Origin of the sequence: Pseudomonas grimontii (assembly GCF_007858185.1) — a bacterium.
GTDB lineage: Bacteria > Pseudomonadota > Gammaproteobacteria > Pseudomonadales > Pseudomonadaceae > Aquipseudomonas > Aquipseudomonas grimontii.
Genome location: NZ_VFES01000006.1, coordinates 107218 through 124777 on the forward strand (window position 1 = coordinate 107218; position 17560 = coordinate 124777).

The 17560-nt window shown below is 57.3% G+C and carries 5 protein-coding genes, 1 tRNA gene and 1 pseudogene; 6 read left to right on the forward strand and 1 reads right to left on the reverse strand.

All coding sequences use genetic code 11. The features are described 5' to 3' along the window. Positions 1 to 48: 48 nt before the first annotated feature. The 3 genes and pseudogenes from FIV39_RS11920 to FIV39_RS11930 form a co-directional block, all read left to right on the forward strand. Positions 49 to 124, forward strand: a tRNA-Asn gene (locus FIV39_RS11920). A gap of 122 nt (positions 125 to 246) precedes the next feature. Next, positions 247 to 1134, forward strand: a complete 888-nt coding sequence (locus FIV39_RS11925) for a ParA family protein (protein WP_090406910.1) — start codon at positions 247 to 249, stop codon at positions 1132 to 1134. Next, positions 1131 to 1304 (forward strand): annotated as a pseudogene (locus tag FIV39_RS11930) (DnaB-like helicase N-terminal domain-containing protein); the annotation flags it as partial. The gene FIV39_RS11925 and the pseudogene FIV39_RS11930, both read left to right, overlap by 4 nt. A gap of 238 nt (positions 1305 to 1542) precedes the next feature. Here the strand turns inward: FIV39_RS11930 and FIV39_RS11940 are convergent. Continuing rightward, positions 1543 to 2466 (reverse strand): Abi family protein, encoded by a 924-nt coding sequence (locus FIV39_RS11940; protein WP_244176395.1) that lies wholly within the window; start codon positions 2464 to 2466, stop codon positions 1543 to 1545. A 683-nt stretch (positions 2467 to 3149) separates the two neighbouring features. On the opposite strand from FIV39_RS11940, the gene FIV39_RS11945 reads away from it, so the two are divergent. Genes FIV39_RS11945 through FIV39_RS11955 form a run of 3 tightly spaced genes read left to right on the forward strand, consistent with a single transcriptional unit; the run spans position 3150 to position 17553 of the window. Next, positions 3150 to 4871 carry a ShlB/FhaC/HecB family hemolysin secretion/activation protein gene (locus FIV39_RS11945; RefSeq protein WP_090406900.1) on the forward strand — a complete coding sequence of 574 codons (1722 nt, stop codon included), beginning with the start codon at positions 3150 to 3152 and terminating at the stop codon, positions 4869 to 4871. A 33-nt stretch (positions 4872 to 4904) separates the two neighbouring features. After that, the gene (locus FIV39_RS11950) at positions 4905 to 17288 is read left to right on the forward strand and encodes a hemagglutinin repeat-containing protein (protein WP_143513895.1); all 12384 of its coding nucleotides are present in this window, start codon (positions 4905 to 4907) and stop codon (positions 17286 to 17288) included. After that, complete coding sequence (locus FIV39_RS11955) at positions 17263 to 17553, forward strand: hypothetical protein (protein ID WP_143513894.1); 291 nt, start codon at positions 17263 to 17265, stop codon at positions 17551 to 17553. Before FIV39_RS11950 ends, FIV39_RS11955 begins: the two co-directional genes overlap by 26 nt. The last annotated feature ends 7 nt before the right edge of the window (positions 17554 to 17560 follow it).

Consider the following 17560-nt stretch of genomic DNA (forward strand, 5'->3'; position numbering starts at 1 on the left):
TCAAGGAAGGCTTGACTTCTCCTTTTCAATCAGTAACATACGGCGCATTCCGCGATAGCTCAGTTGGTAGAGCAAATGACTGTTAATCATTGGGTCCCTGGTTCGAGTCCAGGTCGTGGAGCCAGATAGGGAAAAGCCTGCAGCGATGCAGGCTTTTTTTTGCCCTGGATTTTTCCGGGGCGATCAAAGCGCACAGCGTGACCAGCATGAATGCATCTCTAATCCCACGATTCAGAGGTAAATATCATGAAAGTCGCTGCAGTCGTTTCAACCAAAGGCGGGCCGGGTAAAACCACGGTCGGCGTCAATCTGGGCGCGTTCTGCGCCGATGCAGGGATCCGTACCCTGCTCATCGATCTGGATAATCAGCCCTCGCTGTCGTCGTTTTATGCGCTATCGCATGAGGCGCCTGGTGGAACCTATCAACTGATCGCGAACAACGAGACTCGGGCCGACCAGGTCATTTCGCAGACCTGCATTCCTAATCTCTCACTGATCCATTCCAATGATCCGTTCAATCAGCTGGGAAATTTGTTGCTCCATGCTGCTGACGGGCGCCTTCGTCTCAAGAATCTGTTGCCGGCTTTCGAGCAGGACTTTGATCTGATTCTGATCGATACCCAAGGAGCACGCTCCATTGTGTTGGAGATGGCCTTGCTCGGGGCACAAATGGCTATTTCGCCCATCACCCCGGATATGCTGACTGCACGAGAGTTTCAGCGTGGAATGCTCCAGCTCTATCGAGATCTTGAGCCGTTGGCAGCGTTGGGCGCAGAGACGCCAATGTTGAATGTCGTGATCAACAAGCTTGATGCAACCAATGATGCAAACCTGATCTATCACACGCTGACCGAAACCTTTGCTGATCATCCGAAGGTCCAGATGATCCAGACCACGATTCCGGCCGCAGTGAGCTTTCGTCGTGCTGCGACTGAAGGTATTCCTGCACACCGACTGGAGTATCGCCTCCCGACTCACCGCCGTTCACCCACAGCATTCAAAATCATCAAAGACCTCTCAATCGAGCTCTTTCCCGAATGGCGTTCGAAATTTGAAGCGCTGAACGAAGAGCGTCTGAGTCAGAACATATCGATGTTATCGAACAGGGTGGCCTTGGGGAGAGCTGCGGTATGAGTCTCCTAGATCTAGCCCCACCTCATTCGGTTGAGGCCGAGCAAGGCGTGATCGGTGGTCTGATGCTCGACAACTCCACATGGGACCTCATCGCGGACGTCCTCTCTGCGGACGATTTTTTCAGGCGTGATCACCGTCTGATTTACCAGGCAATTGAGCAGCTCGCTTCTCTGATCCTTCAATTCAGAGGTAAGTCCCATAAAAGTCGCCGCAATCGTTTCAACCAAAGGCTGGCCAAGTAAAAATTCTATTAGCGTCAACCTGGGCTGATTTTGCGCCGATGCAGGGATCCGCACCCTGCTCATCGATCTGGATAGTCAGCCGTCGCTGTCCTCGTTCTATGCCCTATCGCATGAGGCGCTTGATAGTGTTTGTTATTGCTGAATTTCGGACGATGAAGACAGGATTTCAGATACCGAACAAGTGCCGTGGGAACCCATCTTCGGACGGAAGCCCAAGAGACCCGAACGGGCACCCTGGAAGGTTCGGTTTGGAATCAATGACATCCGCTACATGCCGGATCCAGTCTGAGCTTGGTCCGATGCGTCGTACCAGGAACCAGATGATAGCGATCTGTCCATAAAGACGGGTGAGTGCGCTGTGATCCAAATTCAACGTTTGGAAGTATGGCTCTGCAGGAAGGTCAGGGAGGGCATTCGCTGAAACCTGGTTCCAAATACGACTGTGATGTGCACAGCGATTTCGAAGGGTGTTAATTTCTTGTAGCCAAAGCTTGAGTGTCCTGGTGTTCGAGACGCCCAGACGCTGTGCGATACGGTTTTGGTGGTTGCCTTTGAGTATCTCGTAGTACTTGGAGAGCGTACCGAAGTCCCATGCCTCAATGGCTACCCAGAATGGAATCGCCTTGCGGTTTCGTTTATGCCACTCAATGCAGTCCTCTTGGCTGCGGGCAACTAGACCGTTTTGTCGTTCGAGCCACTCTAGCCAGGTGTTGCGTTGCCGTTTGCTTCTATCCACCCAGTTTTGGGTCTGCTTTGGGACGATGAAACTGGGATCGGTATAGGCCAATGCCCCGTGATACCCGACTTCATGGGCAGTGACAGTTCGAACGTGGATCTCGATTCGCTCAATGGCATCAAGCATCAACTGGCGCAGTTTTTTATCGAACAGATAAAGGCTAAACGCGTCGTCGAAAGTGGTATCTGGAAGGAAGGAGTTTTGTCGAAGGGGCTTTTGGGTTACATCACAAAGCACGACATTCTGCAGGTGATCTCGTACAAAATTACGAGCCGGGAACCAGTAACCGCTGAGACGGTAGTAGCCTACCTGAGCGAGTTTACGTTCCGAACGGGCTGGGTTGGTAATGCCCATACCGCGTTCAATCAGTAACGCAACGAGGTCCGGGTAAGTCCGAAAGGGCTTCGGTGGCAAGAGCTGTTGCAACTTCCATGTTCCATAAACAAGAAGGCCCAAACATAGAGCTGGACAAGCCAGCCCCAGAGGATCGGGCGCTATTGGGTCCGATTTTCGGCTATCAGCGTCTCGGTGTCAATCGACTGGCAGCGTGCGTGAGTAGGCTGAGTGTATAGGACTATCAGAGCCTGAGAGCTTTGGTGAATTTATGAATTTGTCACTTTTCATTAATTTTGAGTGGGCTGGAGAGGAGTGAAGCTTCAGCCCTACTGGGCGGAGGTGTTCAAGTGCCGGTACAGGTTCGGACCGCGCCGGTTGAAGGGGTATGTATCACTGGCCGCACGCGTCCAAGAACAGGTCAATCAAATAGTCGCAATCACGATTGAGCGGGTTTCTGCCATTAAAACTGCCGACCAAGCCAAAGGTGCGAACCTACCTCCTTATTGCCTTACCAGGTACCGGCCTGGATTGGATGTTCGCGGCTTTTGTTAAGTGCTTAATGTTAAACAACTTAGTTTTCCAGGCCGAAACTGATCATGTGTCCAATCTAAAACAATTTGTAATATTTAATTGACGCCATCAAAACGCCATCACACGATCGCCGCCAAGTGATGGCATAAAGCCATTTATAGGAGCTGGGAATGTGGCGTTTGGTGCTTCGGGCCAGGGTCGGCCTTCTTTTCGCTTTGTTTTGCTTGGGCGCACCCGGTATGGCTCAAGGCGCTACCCCGCAGAACACGCCTGGCGTCACCGACCTGATCCGTGATCGTCAGGATCGCCTCCTCGAAGAGCAACAACGCCGGCTCGAAGGGCTCAAGGACTTGCCCGGCAAGGCCGCACCTCCTACAAAGCCGACAGCTCCCGTCGAGCCCCGTTGCTTCCCTATCAAAACCATCGAACTCACCGGTGCCGACGCGTTGTCGGAGGGCGAGCGCGACAGCCTGCTCAAGCCCTATATCGGCCAATGCCTCGGCGTGCCGCAACTGAACGAACTGCTCAAGGTCATCACTGACCGCTACCTTGAGAAAGGGCTTGTCACCAGCCGCGCCTACCTGCCGCAACAGGATCTCTCCAGCGGCAACCTTAAGGTGCAAGTGGTCGAGGGCCGACTGGAAGGGATGAAGGGCGCCGAAGGCAGCGGCATCACCGACCGCCAGCTGTTTATGAGCTTCCCAGGCAAACCAGGCGACCTGCTCAACCTGCGCGAGATCGAGCAGATGGTCGATCAACTGAACCGCCTGCCATCCAACCAGGCGCAGATGGAATTGGCCCCCGGCAAAGAAGTAGGCGGAAGCGAAGTGCTGGTGAAAAACACCCCGCAGAAACCCTGGCGCGTCGGCCTGTCTCGTGACAACGGCGGCCAGCGCAGCACCGGTGAGCAGCAGTGGGGCGCCAGCCTGGACTGGGACAATCCGCTGGGCCTGGCCGACCAACTCTCGCTGCGCGGCGGCCACGATGCGGTCAGCGATCACCAAAAAACCTCGCGCAATTCGATGCTCAATTACAGCCTGCCATTCGGCTGGTGGAACCTCAATTACAGCTACAGCGAAACCGAATACCGCTCGCTGGCCCAGGCCAGCGGGTTCAATTTCAAGCAATCGGGCGACAGCCAAAATCACCAGTTGCGCCTGGATCGCGTGATCTACCGCGATGCCCTGAGCAAAACCTCCCTCAGCACTGGCGTAGCCTACCTGCGCACCAACAACTTCATCGAAGACAGCAAGCTCGCGTTGAGCAGTAACCGCCTCAGCGAAGCCCAGTTCGGCATCAACCATGGTCGACGTATCGGCGGCTCATTCCTCAACATCGACCTGGGCATGCAGGACGGCATTGGCGCGTTCGACGCCCAGGCCAATCACAACCCACGGCCGGGTCAGGCCGATGCGCGCTACCGCAAATACACCGGGACCGTGAGCTACCTGTACCCGTTCAAGCTGTGGAGCGAGTCGTTCAGTTTCAGCAGCCTGATGACCGGCCAGCGCAGCGAAGACGTGCTGTTCAGCCCACAACGCATGAGCCTCGGCGGGCAGTCGTCGATTCGCGGTTACAAGGATCAAAGCCTGGCCGGCGACAGTGGCGGCTACTGGCGCAACGACCTGCGCTGGAGTCGCCCGGTGACCTGGGCCTGGATGCAGCCGGCGTTCAGCGAGTACGGCACCAGCCTCGGCTACGACCAGGGCGTGATAAGCCATGACCGCTATAACGCCGAACAACACGGACGCATGACCAGCAATTCGCTGGAGCTGTTTGCACGCAGCCAGAACGTCGCCGCCACGGTGACCTTTGCACATTCTTTGGAACGCCCGGGACCGATCACTGAACGTGAAGCGCCGGTCTATTTTCGTCTGGATTTCTTCCTTTAAATCTTTACCGCCCCTTGGGCATCGAGACATCACATGGACGTTCGCCAGTTCGCCTTCCTCGCGCGCCAACCTTCTGCGGCCTTGAAAAGTCGTTCCAACTTCCTGGGGTTGCCCAAGCGTGGCTTGGCGTTGGTGCTGGCCAACGCGATGTTCTGGCAGCCGTTGCTGGCGCAGGCGGATGGGATTGTGGTCAGCGCGCCGGGGACTACGCTGGGCCAGGCGGGTAACGGCGTACCCATCGTCAATATCGCGGCGCCCAATGGCAGCGGGTTGTCCCATAACCAATTCCAGGATTACAACGTCGGCCAGCAGGGCGTCATCCTCAACAACGCCACCAGCCGCACCCAGTCGACCCAGTTGGGCGGGATCATCCTCGGCAACCAGAACCTCAACGGTACAGCAGCCAGCGTGATCCTCAACGAGGTTAACGGCGGCAGCCCGAGTCAGTTGCGCGGGTACACCGAAGTGGCGGGGCAATCGGCCCACGTGATCGTTGCCAACCCGTATGGCATCAGCTGCAACGGCTGCGGTTTTATCAATACCCCGCAAGCGACGTTGACCACCGGTAAAGCAGTGATCGAAAACGGCCAGGTCAATCGTTACCAAGTCGACGGAGGCAGCGTCGCCATCGAAGGTGCGGGCCTTAACGCCAATAACATCGACCGCTTCGAAATCATCACCCGCTCAGCCAAGCTCAATGCTGAGATCCAGGCCAAGAACCTGACGATCATTGCCGGTGCTAATGACGTTGGCGCCAAGACGCTCAAGGCCACCGCGCGTGCCGCCGACCCGACGACTGCACCGCAACTGGCGATCGACTCTTCGGCCCTGGGTGGGATGTATGCCGGGGCGATCAAGCTGGTGAGTAGCGAAGCCGGTGTCGGCGTGAAACTCGATGGCAAGATGGCTGTCAGTGCGGGTGACATTCAGCTTGATGCCAATGGGCACTTGAGCGTTGTCGATACTGCTGCGACCGGTGCAGTCACCGTCACGGCCAACAGCCTGGAAGCCAAGGGATCGGTCTACGCCGGTACCACCCTGGATGTGAAAACCCAAGGTGACCTGAGCAGTCAGAACAACCTTGTCGCCAAGGACCGCATCACGCTCGCCAGCGGTGGCCAGTTGCGCAATAACGGCATCATCGAAGGCGGGGTCAATGCCGATAACACCCGTAATGCCACGGGCGATGTCAGCATCAGTGCACAGAGCGTCAACAACACTGGCAAGAACATCATCGCCAGTCGTGACCTGGTTGTTGACGCAACTCAGACCCTGACCAACCAGGGTGGCACGCTAAGCGGACAAACCACCACCCTCAATGCCGGGACTCTGGACAATCAGAACAACGGTCGGGTGTTGGGGAGCAGTACGCTGAATCTCGCCGCTAATCAGGTGTTCAACACTCAGGGCGTCATCACCAGCCAAGGCAGCCTGACCGCCAATCTTGGGCAATTGAACAACCACAATGGCGAGTTTTCCAGCGCCGGTAACAACACGGTGAATGCCTCCTCGCTGGATAACAGCGATGGTCAGGTGACCGGGGACGTTGCACTGAACATTGGTTTGATAGGCGCCCTGAATAACCAGAACGGTGTGCTGGGCTCCGGCAAGAACGTCAGTATCACTGCCGCCAGTCTGGACAACAGCCATAACGGCAGCCTTATCAGCGATGGCAGTCTGACCGCACGCATCACGGGCCTGTTCGATAATCAAAGCGGCGACCTCAGCGCCAAAGACGCGGTTGACCTGCAGACTGGCGGCCTCGACAACCGTAATGGCAGCCTGAGCGGTAAGGATCGCCTGACCCTGCGCAGCGATTCGCTGGACAACCGCACCGGTAAAGTACGCGCCACCAATGACCTGCAACTGAATGTCGGGCAACTCGATAACCGTCAGCAAGGCCTGCTCAACAGCCAGGCAGCCATCGACTTCAACGGTACGCATCTGGATAACCGTGGCGGCTTGTTCAGCGCCACAGGTCCGTTGCGCCTGGAGGCCACGAGCACTGATAACAGCGGCGGTCGCATTGCCAGCCAAACTGACCTGATCGCCAATGTTGCGCAGTTCACCAACCAGGGCGGCGAACTGGTCGCCCAAGGCGCGTTGACCCTGGGCGGCAAGGTACTGGATAACCGTGGTGGCGGTCTGGTAGGCGCCACAAAAACGCTGAAACTCAACGTCGATGCAGTCGACAACCGTGGAGGGGAAATCTCCAGCGCCGTCGATGTCAGCCTGCAAGGCTCACAACTGATCAACAGTGATAGCGGCAAAATCCTCGCCGGCACCGATCTGGCCCTGCGTGTGGCACAGATCATTAACCAGACCAAAGGCCAGCTGTTCAGCAAAGGCGCAACGACGGTTATCGGGCAGAGCCTGGACAACAGCGGTGGCAACCTTGTGACTCAGCAAGGTCTGGATATTCGCCTCGACAACGCCCTGAGCAACGTCGCTGGTCTGATCAGCAGTGAAGGGACTCTGACGGTCAATGCAGGCAGTCTTGATAGCACTGGTGGCAGCCTGTCGAGTGCCAGTGCCTTGGCACTGACCACCGTGGGCATCCTGAAGAATCAGGGCGGTTCTATCAGTACAGACAGCACCCTGACCCTCAACAGCGCCAGCATCGATAACAGCCAAAAAGGCCTGATCAGCGGCAAGAATGCGTCGGTTGTAACGACCGGGACGTTCGACAACACCCAAGCCGGGCAATTGATCAGCGGCGACACCCTTGACCTGAGCGCGACTCAGGTGAGCAACGGTGTTGCCAGCCGAATCGCCAGCGATAAAGCGTTGACCGCCAGTGTCACCGGTTTCGATCAGCAGGGCGGTCAACTGTTCAGCAAAACCTCCCTGAGCCTGGACCTGAATCAGGGTCAGTTGAACAACCAGAACGGCCTGATCAACGCACCGTTGCTGATGCTGAAAAACCTCAAGGACATCAACAACCAGGGCGGTGAGATCTCCAGTTCACAGGCATTCGCACTGGACGCTCGTAACCTCGACAACAGCAACGGCAAGTTGATCAGCAATCAGGGCCTGACCCTGCGCGTCGAACAGTTGCTGACCAGCGTCAAGGGACTGATTTCCGCTCAGACCCTGGACCTGCACAGCGCCGGTCTGGACAACACTGGCGGTCTGATCAGCAGCCGCGGCACCCTCGGGATAACGGTAGACGGTCAGGTCGTCAACCAGGATGGCACCCTGATCGCCGACGGCAATGTGCAGGTCAGCGCCGACAGCGTGGACAACCGCCGTGGCCAGATCGCCGGTAAAGCCGATGTCACGACCAGCGTCGCAAACTTCAATAATCAGGGCGGGCAGTTGATTGCAACCGGTGGCCTGACGCTGACCGGTACCAGCCTCGACAACCGCAACGGTGGCCTGGTCGGGGCAAACAACGCACTGAACTCGAAGGTCGGCTCCGTCGATAACCGTGGGGGCGAGTTGTCGAGCGCATCCGACGTTAGCCTGGCAGGTAATCGCCTGGACAACAGCGATGGCGGTCAGGTCGTTGCGCAGGGCGCGCTGGCACTGACAGTCGATCATGTCATCAACCGCGCCAAAGGCTTGCTGTCGGGCAAGACTGACCTGACGTTGATCGGACAGGACCTCGACAACAGCGGCGGTTCGCTGTTGAGCCAGAAAAATCTCAAGGCCGGACTCTCCGGCGATCTGACCAACAGCCAAGGTCTGCTGAGTGCCGAAGGTAGGTTGGACGTCACCTCATCCAGCCTGACCAACACCCTCGGCAGCCTGTCTGCTGCGGGGCCTCTGACGTTGACCACTATGGGCGTCGTACTCAACCAAGGCGGTGAGATCGTTACCGACGCCGGCCTCGTGCTCAACAGTGCCAGCCTCGATAACAGCAACAAAGGCCGCATCAACGGCAAAGGCGCCGTGAGCGTGAACACCGGGGGGCTGGATAACAGCCACAACGGGCGGCTGAACAGTGGCGACACGCTGGACCTGACAACCACTCAACTGACCAACCAGGACAGCGGTCGAATCGCCAGCTCCGGCGCCCTGACCGCCAGCGTCACTGGCCTGGATCAACAGGGCGGTCAACTGTTCAGCAACACCGCCCTGACGCTGGACATGAACCAGGGCCAACTGAACAACCAGAACGGGTTGATCAGCGCGCCGTTGCTGATGCTCAAAAATCTCACCGACATCAACAACGATGGCGGTGAAATCTCCAGCGCCCAAGCTTTCAACGTGACGGCTCGCAGCCTGGACAACAGTAATGGCAAGCTGTTGAGTAATCAGGGCGTAACCCTGCGTGTTGATCAGGCGCTGACCAACCTCAAAGGCCTGATAGCGGCCGCCGCACTCGACGTCAAAGCCACCAGCCTGGACAACAGCGGCGGCACGCTGACCAGCCGTGCCAATCTGGACCTGAACCTCGACGGACAGCTGAATAACCAGAATAACGGCCTGATCAACGCCACCAGCGGTCTGACCATCAACAGTCGCGGCCTCAATAATCAGAATGGCTCACTGTTGGGCAGCGCAATTGCCATCGATTTTGGAGCGGCCACGGCAGACCTGGACAACAGCGGCGGCCTGATTAACACGGCGGGCGTGTTGAGCATTCAGCACTTACGCGACCTGAGTAACCGCAACGGCGAAATCTCCAGCACTCAAAGCCTCGGTCTGAATGCGTGGGCGCTCGACAACACCGGTGGGAAACTGATCAGCAACAACGTACTGACAGTGAATGCCGACGCCGTGCAAAACCTCGGTGGTTTGCTGTCCGGCTGGCAGGGCCTGAACCTGACCAGCAACGGTCTTGATAACCGCAACAAAGGTACGCTGTCGAGTCGCGACGGCGATGTTTCCGTCGCCGTCAGTGGTGCGGTGCTCAATAGCGGTGAAGGCGCAATCGTCAGCCGCAAAAACCTCAATCTCAACGCGGCGAGCCTGGATAACAGCAACGGCGGCGTGGTCTCCAGTGGCGGCGACCAGACCCTGACCGTCGGCGGCCTGCTGAACAATACCCAAGGCGGGCTGATCGACAGCGGTTCGGCGCTGGTGATTCAGGCGATGACGCTGGGGAATGCCGGCGGCACCGTCAACGCCCAGCAGGACCTTGGCTTTACCGGCACTACGCTGGATAACACCGGTGGCAACCTGGTCGGCAACGCGGCGGTGACCCTCGACGTGCTTGGCGTGCTGACCAACACCAACGGCAAACTGGCCAGCGTCGGCCCGTTGCGGGTTCAGCGTTCGACGCAAATCGATAACCAGGGCGGCCAACTCGTCAGCCAAGGCTTGATGACGCTGCTCACCGGCGGCCTGGACAATCGTAATCGGGGCACCGTCGCGGCCAACGATCTGCTGACGATCACCACACCGGGCGTGGTGCAGAACGACGCAGACGGCCTGATCTATAGCCAGAGCGGTGACTTGCAAGTCCAGGCCAGCGGCCTCAGCAATGGCAAGGGCACGCTGCAAAGTCAGGGGGCGCTGACCCTCACCACGGGCGCAGATATCAATAACCAGAGTGGCCGGATCATCGCCAAGACCGGCGACCTGACCGTCTCCGCCGGCAATGTCGATAACCGCGGCGGCGTGCTTTCCAGCCTGCAATCGGCCTTCACTGCACGGCTAACCGGCGTGCTGAAAAACGGCTATGACCTGAACAACAACCGTCAAGGCGGCGTGACCCAGGCACAGCGCTTGAACCTGACCGCTTTGGGTGGCATCGATAACTACGGCGGGCGAGTGTCGGCGCAAAGCGGTGATGCGATCATCACCACCGGCAACTTCGACAACCGTAACGGCGGCCTGTACGCCAAAGGCAAGATCAACGTCACCGGCGGCGACTTTGACAACAGCGGCGACAACGATGGCCAGATTGCCGGTCAGCAGATCGACCTCAACCTCAGTGGCGCACTGAACAACCGGCTGGGCATCATCGAAAGCGACAGCACCCTGGCAATCAAGGCCGCGAGCCTCGATAACCAGACCGGCCAACTGCGCGCCCTGGGCGGCAGCGGCAAAACCGACTTCCAGATAGGCGGGCTGTTTGACAACCGCAACGGCACGCTGGAAAGCGCGAACACCAACCTGAGCCTGGCGGCAGGTGGCTTTCTCAATGCTGGCGGCAGCTTGCTGCATGTGGGCGACGGCACGTTCGACATCTCTACCGCCAACGTCACGGGCGCCGGCGGCTCGATCGTCACTCGCGGCGGCCTGACGCTTAACGCCGACAGCTGGAGCAACAGCAACGTCATCCAGGCCGCGCGCCTGAACGTCAACGTCAATAACTTCACCCAGACCGCCAGTGGCCAACTGTTGGCGTCCACCAGCCTCGTCGGTAGCGGTGGCAATTGGACCAACGACGGACTGATCGCCAGTGATGGTGCGCTGACCCTGAACCTCGGTGGCACTTACTCGGGCAATGGTCGGCTCAGTAGCCTCGGGACACTCGGACTGAGTGCCGGGCAAGTGAGCCTGAACGCGGCTTCGAGCATCGCTGGCGGCGGGGACACTACGGTGTCAGTCGGAGGCCAACTGAGTAACGTCGGTCGCCTGACGTCGGCGACTAACCTGACCGTCAACGCAGGGGGTATCAACAACCAGGGCACGCTGGGCAGCGCTCAAGCGCTGACCGTAACCACCGGCTCACTGGTCAACGATCGCGGGCTGATCTTCAGTGGCGGCAACATGGGCCTGCGGGTCAACGCGCTGAACAACAATTACGCCAACATCTACAGCTTGGGCAACCTCACGATTGACCGTGACGGCCAAGGCGCCCAGGCCACCAGCATCCTCAATAATTCCGCGTCGATTCAGAGCGACGGCAGCATGAGCCTCTCAGCGAGCACCATCCAGAACTCTCGGGACGTGCTCACCCTCAACAACGCAGGCATCTACACCGCCAGAATCGGAGAAGTGACCTGCATCGAAGGGTACAACGCAGGTGACTGTAGCGGAAAACAGAACCACGTTTGGGAGATCGTCCAGCGCGAGAAACTTGAGGTCACAGCGGCCAGCGCTGCTTCAAGCATCACGGCTGGCGGCGACCTGACCCTGAACGGTGGTGACCTGCTGAACCAGAGCAGCACCATCGCAACGGCGGGGAAATTGAGCGCCACGCTGGTCAACCTGACCAACAGCGGTGTTGAAACCGGTGAAACTGAAACCACCCGTATCTTCTTGTCCGAGCGAACCAGCAACGCGGGCGGCTGGTACAGCGCCGCAAATGCCTTCACGAACCAGTATTGGTATCAAAGCAGCGGCTACAACGCCGCTAACCTGAGTGGCCTTCAGGGTGGGATGGCCAACTTTATTGGCATGACCGAATCCGAGCTTGTGGGGTTGGGCAGCACCCGCAAACTGGCTTCCGGCGACCAGAGCTACGCGGCGATCATCCAAGCCGGCGGCACGGTCAACGTCAACGCCCAGAACACTATCGGTAACGGTGCCGTACGCCCTGGTTATACCTATGTAGGCAGCGGCCCGCGCACCGATACGGGGGCGGCGGGCAGTGCGTTCTCCACGCGTATCAGCCTCAACCAGCAATTGCCGCCTAACCTCTCACAGCAGCAAGTCAACCCATTGTCCCTGCCGGGCTTCGCGCTGCCCACCGGGCAAAACGGCCTGTTCCGTTTGAGCGCTCAAGGCAGCACTACCCCGGTGACCACCGGTGCGCAGAGCTGGACCATGGGCAGCGGCGCCGTCAGCCCGGACCAGCGTCAGCAAGCACTGCCCAATGTTCAGCCCCGCAGCATTCAGCTGGGCAACAACGCTCAGGCTTCGGCCAGCAGCGTGGACCTGACCGCGACAGATCGTCAGACGCCAAACGTGAGCGCTGGAGCCAGCGCAATCAATGCCAGCACGCCGGCCGCTGACGCGGATAGCTCAGCACTGCCCGGTCGTTCCACGGCGTTTACCGTTAATCGCGTCCAGGGCTTGCCCGCCAGCAGCGGCCAGTCCAAACCGCAGAAATACCTGATCGAAACCAACCCGGTGCTCACCGACCTCAAGCAGTTCATGAGCTCGGACTACCTGCTGTCCAACCTCGGTTACGACCCGGACCAAAGCGCCAAGCGTTTGGGTGACGGTTTCTATGAACAGAGTCTGATTCAGCAAGCCGTAGTCGCCCGAACCGGCCAGCGTTACATCGACGGCCAGACCTCCGACGAGGGCCTGTTCAAGTACCTGATGAACAACGCCGTCGCCAGCAAACAGGAGCTCGACCTGTCGCTTGGTGTCAGCTTGACCTCCGAGCAAGTCGCAGCCCTGACGCACGACATTGTCTGGATGGAAAACGCCGAGGTGAACGGCGAGCAAGTGCTGGTGCCGGTGCTGTACCTGGCCAACGCCAACAATCGCCTGGCCGCCAACGGCGCCCTTATCCAGGGCAGTGACGTAACCCTGATCGCTGGTAAGGACCTGAACAACGCCGGCACGTTGAAAGCCAGCAACAACCTCTCCGCCACGGCCGGCAACGACCTGGTGAACAGTGGTCTGGTAGAAGCGGGCAATCGCCTCGACCTGCTGGCCAGCAATAATCTGATCAACAAAGCGGGCGGTGTCATCGCCGGCCGCGACGTCTCACTGACGGCCGGCCGCGACGTGATCAACGAACGCACCGTCACCACCCACGAAAGCAGCAGCGGCTACCGAACCGAGCGCACTGACTTCGTCGATAACGCCGCCCGTATCGAAGCCGCCAACGGCCTGACCGTCAAGGCTGGGCAAGACGTCAACAACACAGGCGGCGTGCTCAAAAGCGGCACGGACACCACGATCATTGCCGGACGTGACGTCAACGTTGTATCTGCTGAACAAGTCACCAGCGGCGTGCGTGGTTTGCATACGGACCAGACCATTACCCAATACGGCTCGACCGTCGATGCAGGGCAAGACTTGAAGGTCAGCGCTGGCCGGGATGTCACCGCGATTGCCAGTCAGATTGCTGCCAAGCGTGATGTGAGTATGAGTGCGGTGGGTGATCTGACCCTGGCTTCGGCGGCGGATGAGCAGCATTCGTATGGTAAGACCAAGAAGGTGACGAGTCAGGAGGATCATGTTCAGCAGGTTTCCACGACGGTGACAGCCGGAGGCAACGTCGCCTTGAGTGCGAACCAGGATCTATTGGTAAGCGCCAGTCGTGTAAGTGCCGGGAAGGAAGCTTACCTGTACGCAGGAAACGATCTAGACCTGAACGCGGCGCAAAACAGCGATTACAGCTACTACCGCAAAACCAAGACCAGCAGCGGTTTGTTGTCCAGCAGCCAGAAGACACGCATCGACAGCAGCAGCTCTATCACTCAACAGGGCTCCTCCATCAGTGCCGACACGGTGGTCGTCCGTGCCGGTCGGGACATTGGCACTACAGCCAGTGACGTAGTTTCCACCAACGCCACCAGCTTGATTGCCGGACGCAATGTGGTGATTGACGGGGCGACGGAAACCTTCGAAGAAAGCCATTCTACGTCGAGTAAAAAATCCGGCCTGTTGGGGACTGGTGGTATAGGTTTCACCATAGGTTCGACCAGCCTTCAAAATACCTCGACCAGCACTACTGAAAGTAGCAAGGCCAGTACCATCGGCAGCGTGCTTGGCAGTGTCGATATTCAGGCCGGTAAAGATCTCAGCATAAAAGGTTCTGATGTTATTGCAGGTAAGGACATCAACCTCATTGGCCAAAACGTCAGCATCATAGCGGCCGAAAATAACAACAAGAGCGAGCAAACCTCTAAAAGCAAAAGCGGTGGGTTGACGCTGGCACTCTCCGGAACTGTCGGTAGTGCGGTCGATACCGCTTATCAAACGGCCAAGCAAGCCAAGCAGGAAGACGACAGCCGTGTATCCGCCTTGCAAGGTATCAAAGCAGGGTTAACTGGCGTTCAGGCTTGGCAGGCTGCTCAGCAGAACGGTGGAATGACTGCTGACAACGCCGGGCAGTTTGTCGGTATTAGCATCTCCCTCGGTGCGCAGAAGTCCAGTTCAAAACAGACCCAAGAACAAACGATTAGCCAAGGCAGTAGCCTGACCAGCGGCAACAATCTCAGCATTGTCGCCGTCGGTAACGGTACTCCTGGGGTAGACGGAGATATCCATGTTCAAGGTAGTAGCCTCAAAGCAGTCAACGACATTTCGCTGGCCGCTGAGCGGGATATCCGTCTTGAAGCAGCCGCCAATAGCCAAAAGCTGGATGGCAAAAACAATAGTGGCGGTGGCGCAATCGGGATTAGTTTGGGGGTTGGGCCTCAAGGCGGTGGCCTGAGTATCTTCGCCAACGCGAATAAAGGCACTGGTAATGAAAAAGGTACCGGCACCACATGGACTGAAACCACGCTGGACGCAGGACATCAGGCTAACCTGGTCAGCGGGCGAGACACTGCCCTTAAGGGCGCACAGGTCAGTGCTGACAAAATCGCTGCCAGTGTCGGTCGCGATCTGACACTGCAGAGCCTTCAAGACACCGACAATTATAAGTCTAAGCAAACTGATGTGAGTGGCGGCGTGAGTGTCGCGATCATCGGCACAGGTGGCTCAGCCAGTCTTAGCGTCAGCCAAACCAAGATTGACTCCAAATACCAAAGCGTGCAGGAGCAGACAGGGTTATACGCGGGTAAAGGTGGTTATCAGGTTGATGTGGTTAATCACACACAACTTGATGGAAGCGTCATCGCCAGTACCGCAGAGGCCGATAAGAATCGGCTGAGTACAGGCACTCTCGGCTGGAGTGATATCAAGAACGAGGCCGAATATAAGAGCCAAATGCAAAGTGCCAGCGTCAGCAGTTCCAGCGACGGCAGTGGCGGTTTTACCAGCAACATGCCCAGCGGTACTTTGATCGCTTACAACCACAGTGGCAGCGCCAGTGGTATGACCTCATCGGCCGTCTCCAATGGCACTCTCGATATTCGCGACCCTGCCAAACAACAGCAAGATGTGGCGACCCTTAGCCACGATGTCGAACACGCCAACGACAGCATCAGCCCAATCTTCGATAAGGAGAAAGAGCAGAAGCGCCTTCGTCAGGTGCAGTTGATTGGCGATATAGGTACTCAAGCGACGGACATCGTTCGTACTCAGGGTGAGCTCAATGCCGACAAGGCAGCGCGCGAGGAGCTTGCAAGTCAGGATAATCAAAATCCTACCCAGGAGGAGGTGCGGGAAGCACGGGTCTATAAGGAGGTGATGGAAAAATATGGCACGGGTGGTGATTACCAGCGTGCTGCACAAGCCGTGACTGCAGCCTTGCAGGGATTAGCCGGAGGCGATATCGGTTCTGCACTGGCTGGTGCGTCCGCGCCTTACCTGGCGAACATCATTAAGCAGACAACGAAGGGCAATGACACCGTCCGCATCATGGCTCAGGCGGTACTAGGTGCCGTAGTTGCTAAGGCCCAGGGAAATTCGGCTGCAGCAGGCGGCGCGGGTGCAGCGACCGGTGAGTTAATTGCGGCGCAGCTCTACCCTGATCGTAACCACGCAGATCTTACCGAAGCGGAAAAGCAGACAGTTTCGGCTCTTTCGTCCTTGGCCGCGGGATTTGTCGGTGCGGCAGTGGGTGGTGGCCTGTCGGGAGCAGTCGCCGGTGCTCAATCGGGGCGTAATGCGACGGAAAATAATGATTTAGGTAGTAGATTGCTGGCCGACAAGCTTTATAGCGAATACGTGGCTAAGAGTTGCGACGGACTGCCAGCGGACGTATGCCGATCCAACTACAGCAAAGGTGTTATGGAGGGTGGAGGAAATGTTGTAGTTGGAGCGTTGGCAACTACAGGGGCAGGCGCTGGAGTAGTATTACTCGGTCCTGAATTGCTAGCCGTGTGTGTGGCGAATCCAGCCCTTTGTACTGAGCTTGGGATAACAGCTGCTGAGATACCTTTCGGAGCCGCGACCGCTGGTGGTGCTGCGCTAGGTGTGGGAGGATTTGGTAGTCTTGCGGCGAAGGAGGTGGCTGCGGCAGCGGATGCTGCTGCGGCGGCAAGAATTGCGGAAGGTCCAAAAGAAATACAGGCTGGGGCTGGTGGGACTTGGAATGTTTTGGACGAGATTGCTAGCCCTAACGTGGTAAAGCAGTCTACTCCTACAGCTTGCGGTGCTGCCTGTGGTGAGATGCTGTTGAAGGATCGAGGTGTTCTTACTTCTCAGGTTGATCTTGGAACCGAGCTTACTTCCATGAACTCCTTGGCGAGAAAGTTGAATACAGTTGATTCTGGTTGGGTTGGGAACGCAGTCGATGTATCTAGCTTCAATGCACTCAATAAAACGGGCTCTTGGAGTGCAATGATGTGGGATTCTGGAAATAAAGTAGGGCACTGGGTCGTGGTTGATGGAGTGGATGACGTTGGCAGGGTGTTGATTAAAGATCCTTTTAATGGTACGCAGTACAAAATGGGCGTTGAAGAGTTTAAGGATGTGTGGAATGGTCATTCCGTCTATAAACAGTAAGGTTTTTGTTCAGTCAATTGTTTACTCAGATATTACCTCTGAGATAATTTATGTCTTTTCGAATGATGGCATTGAAAGTGAGTATTCTGGAAGGCTGCACGATAATTTAGGAATAAAAGGAATAGAGTATAGTGAAGAGCTGGAGACTTTCTTGATGTTACTTATGCCAATAGATCCGCGCGTATCAAAGAAGTTGCATGCCCTATCTTGGGGTTATGTTGAAGGAACAGTTTTAAATTTTCCAGTGGTTTTGATTTCATCGTAATTAGTTG

Excerpts from the sequence above, each read along its gene's own strand:
- FIV39_RS11925 (WP_090406910.1), top strand. The coding sequence starts at position 247 with ATGAAAGTCGCTGCAGTCGTTTCAACCAAAGGCGGGCCGGGTAAAACC.
- FIV39_RS11955 (WP_143513894.1), top strand. The coding sequence starts at position 17,263 with ATGGTCATTCCGTCTATAAACAGTAAGGTTTTTGTTCAGTCAATTGTT.
- FIV39_RS11950 (WP_143513895.1), top strand. The coding sequence starts at position 4,905 with ATGGACGTTCGCCAGTTCGCCTTCCTCGCGCGCCAACCTTCTGCGGCC.
- FIV39_RS11940 (WP_244176395.1), bottom strand. The coding sequence starts at position 2,466 with ATGGGCATTACCAACCCAGCCCGTTCGGAACGTAAACTCGCTCAGGTA.
- FIV39_RS11945 (WP_090406900.1), top strand. The coding sequence starts at position 3,150 with ATGTGGCGTTTGGTGCTTCGGGCCAGGGTCGGCCTTCTTTTCGCTTTG.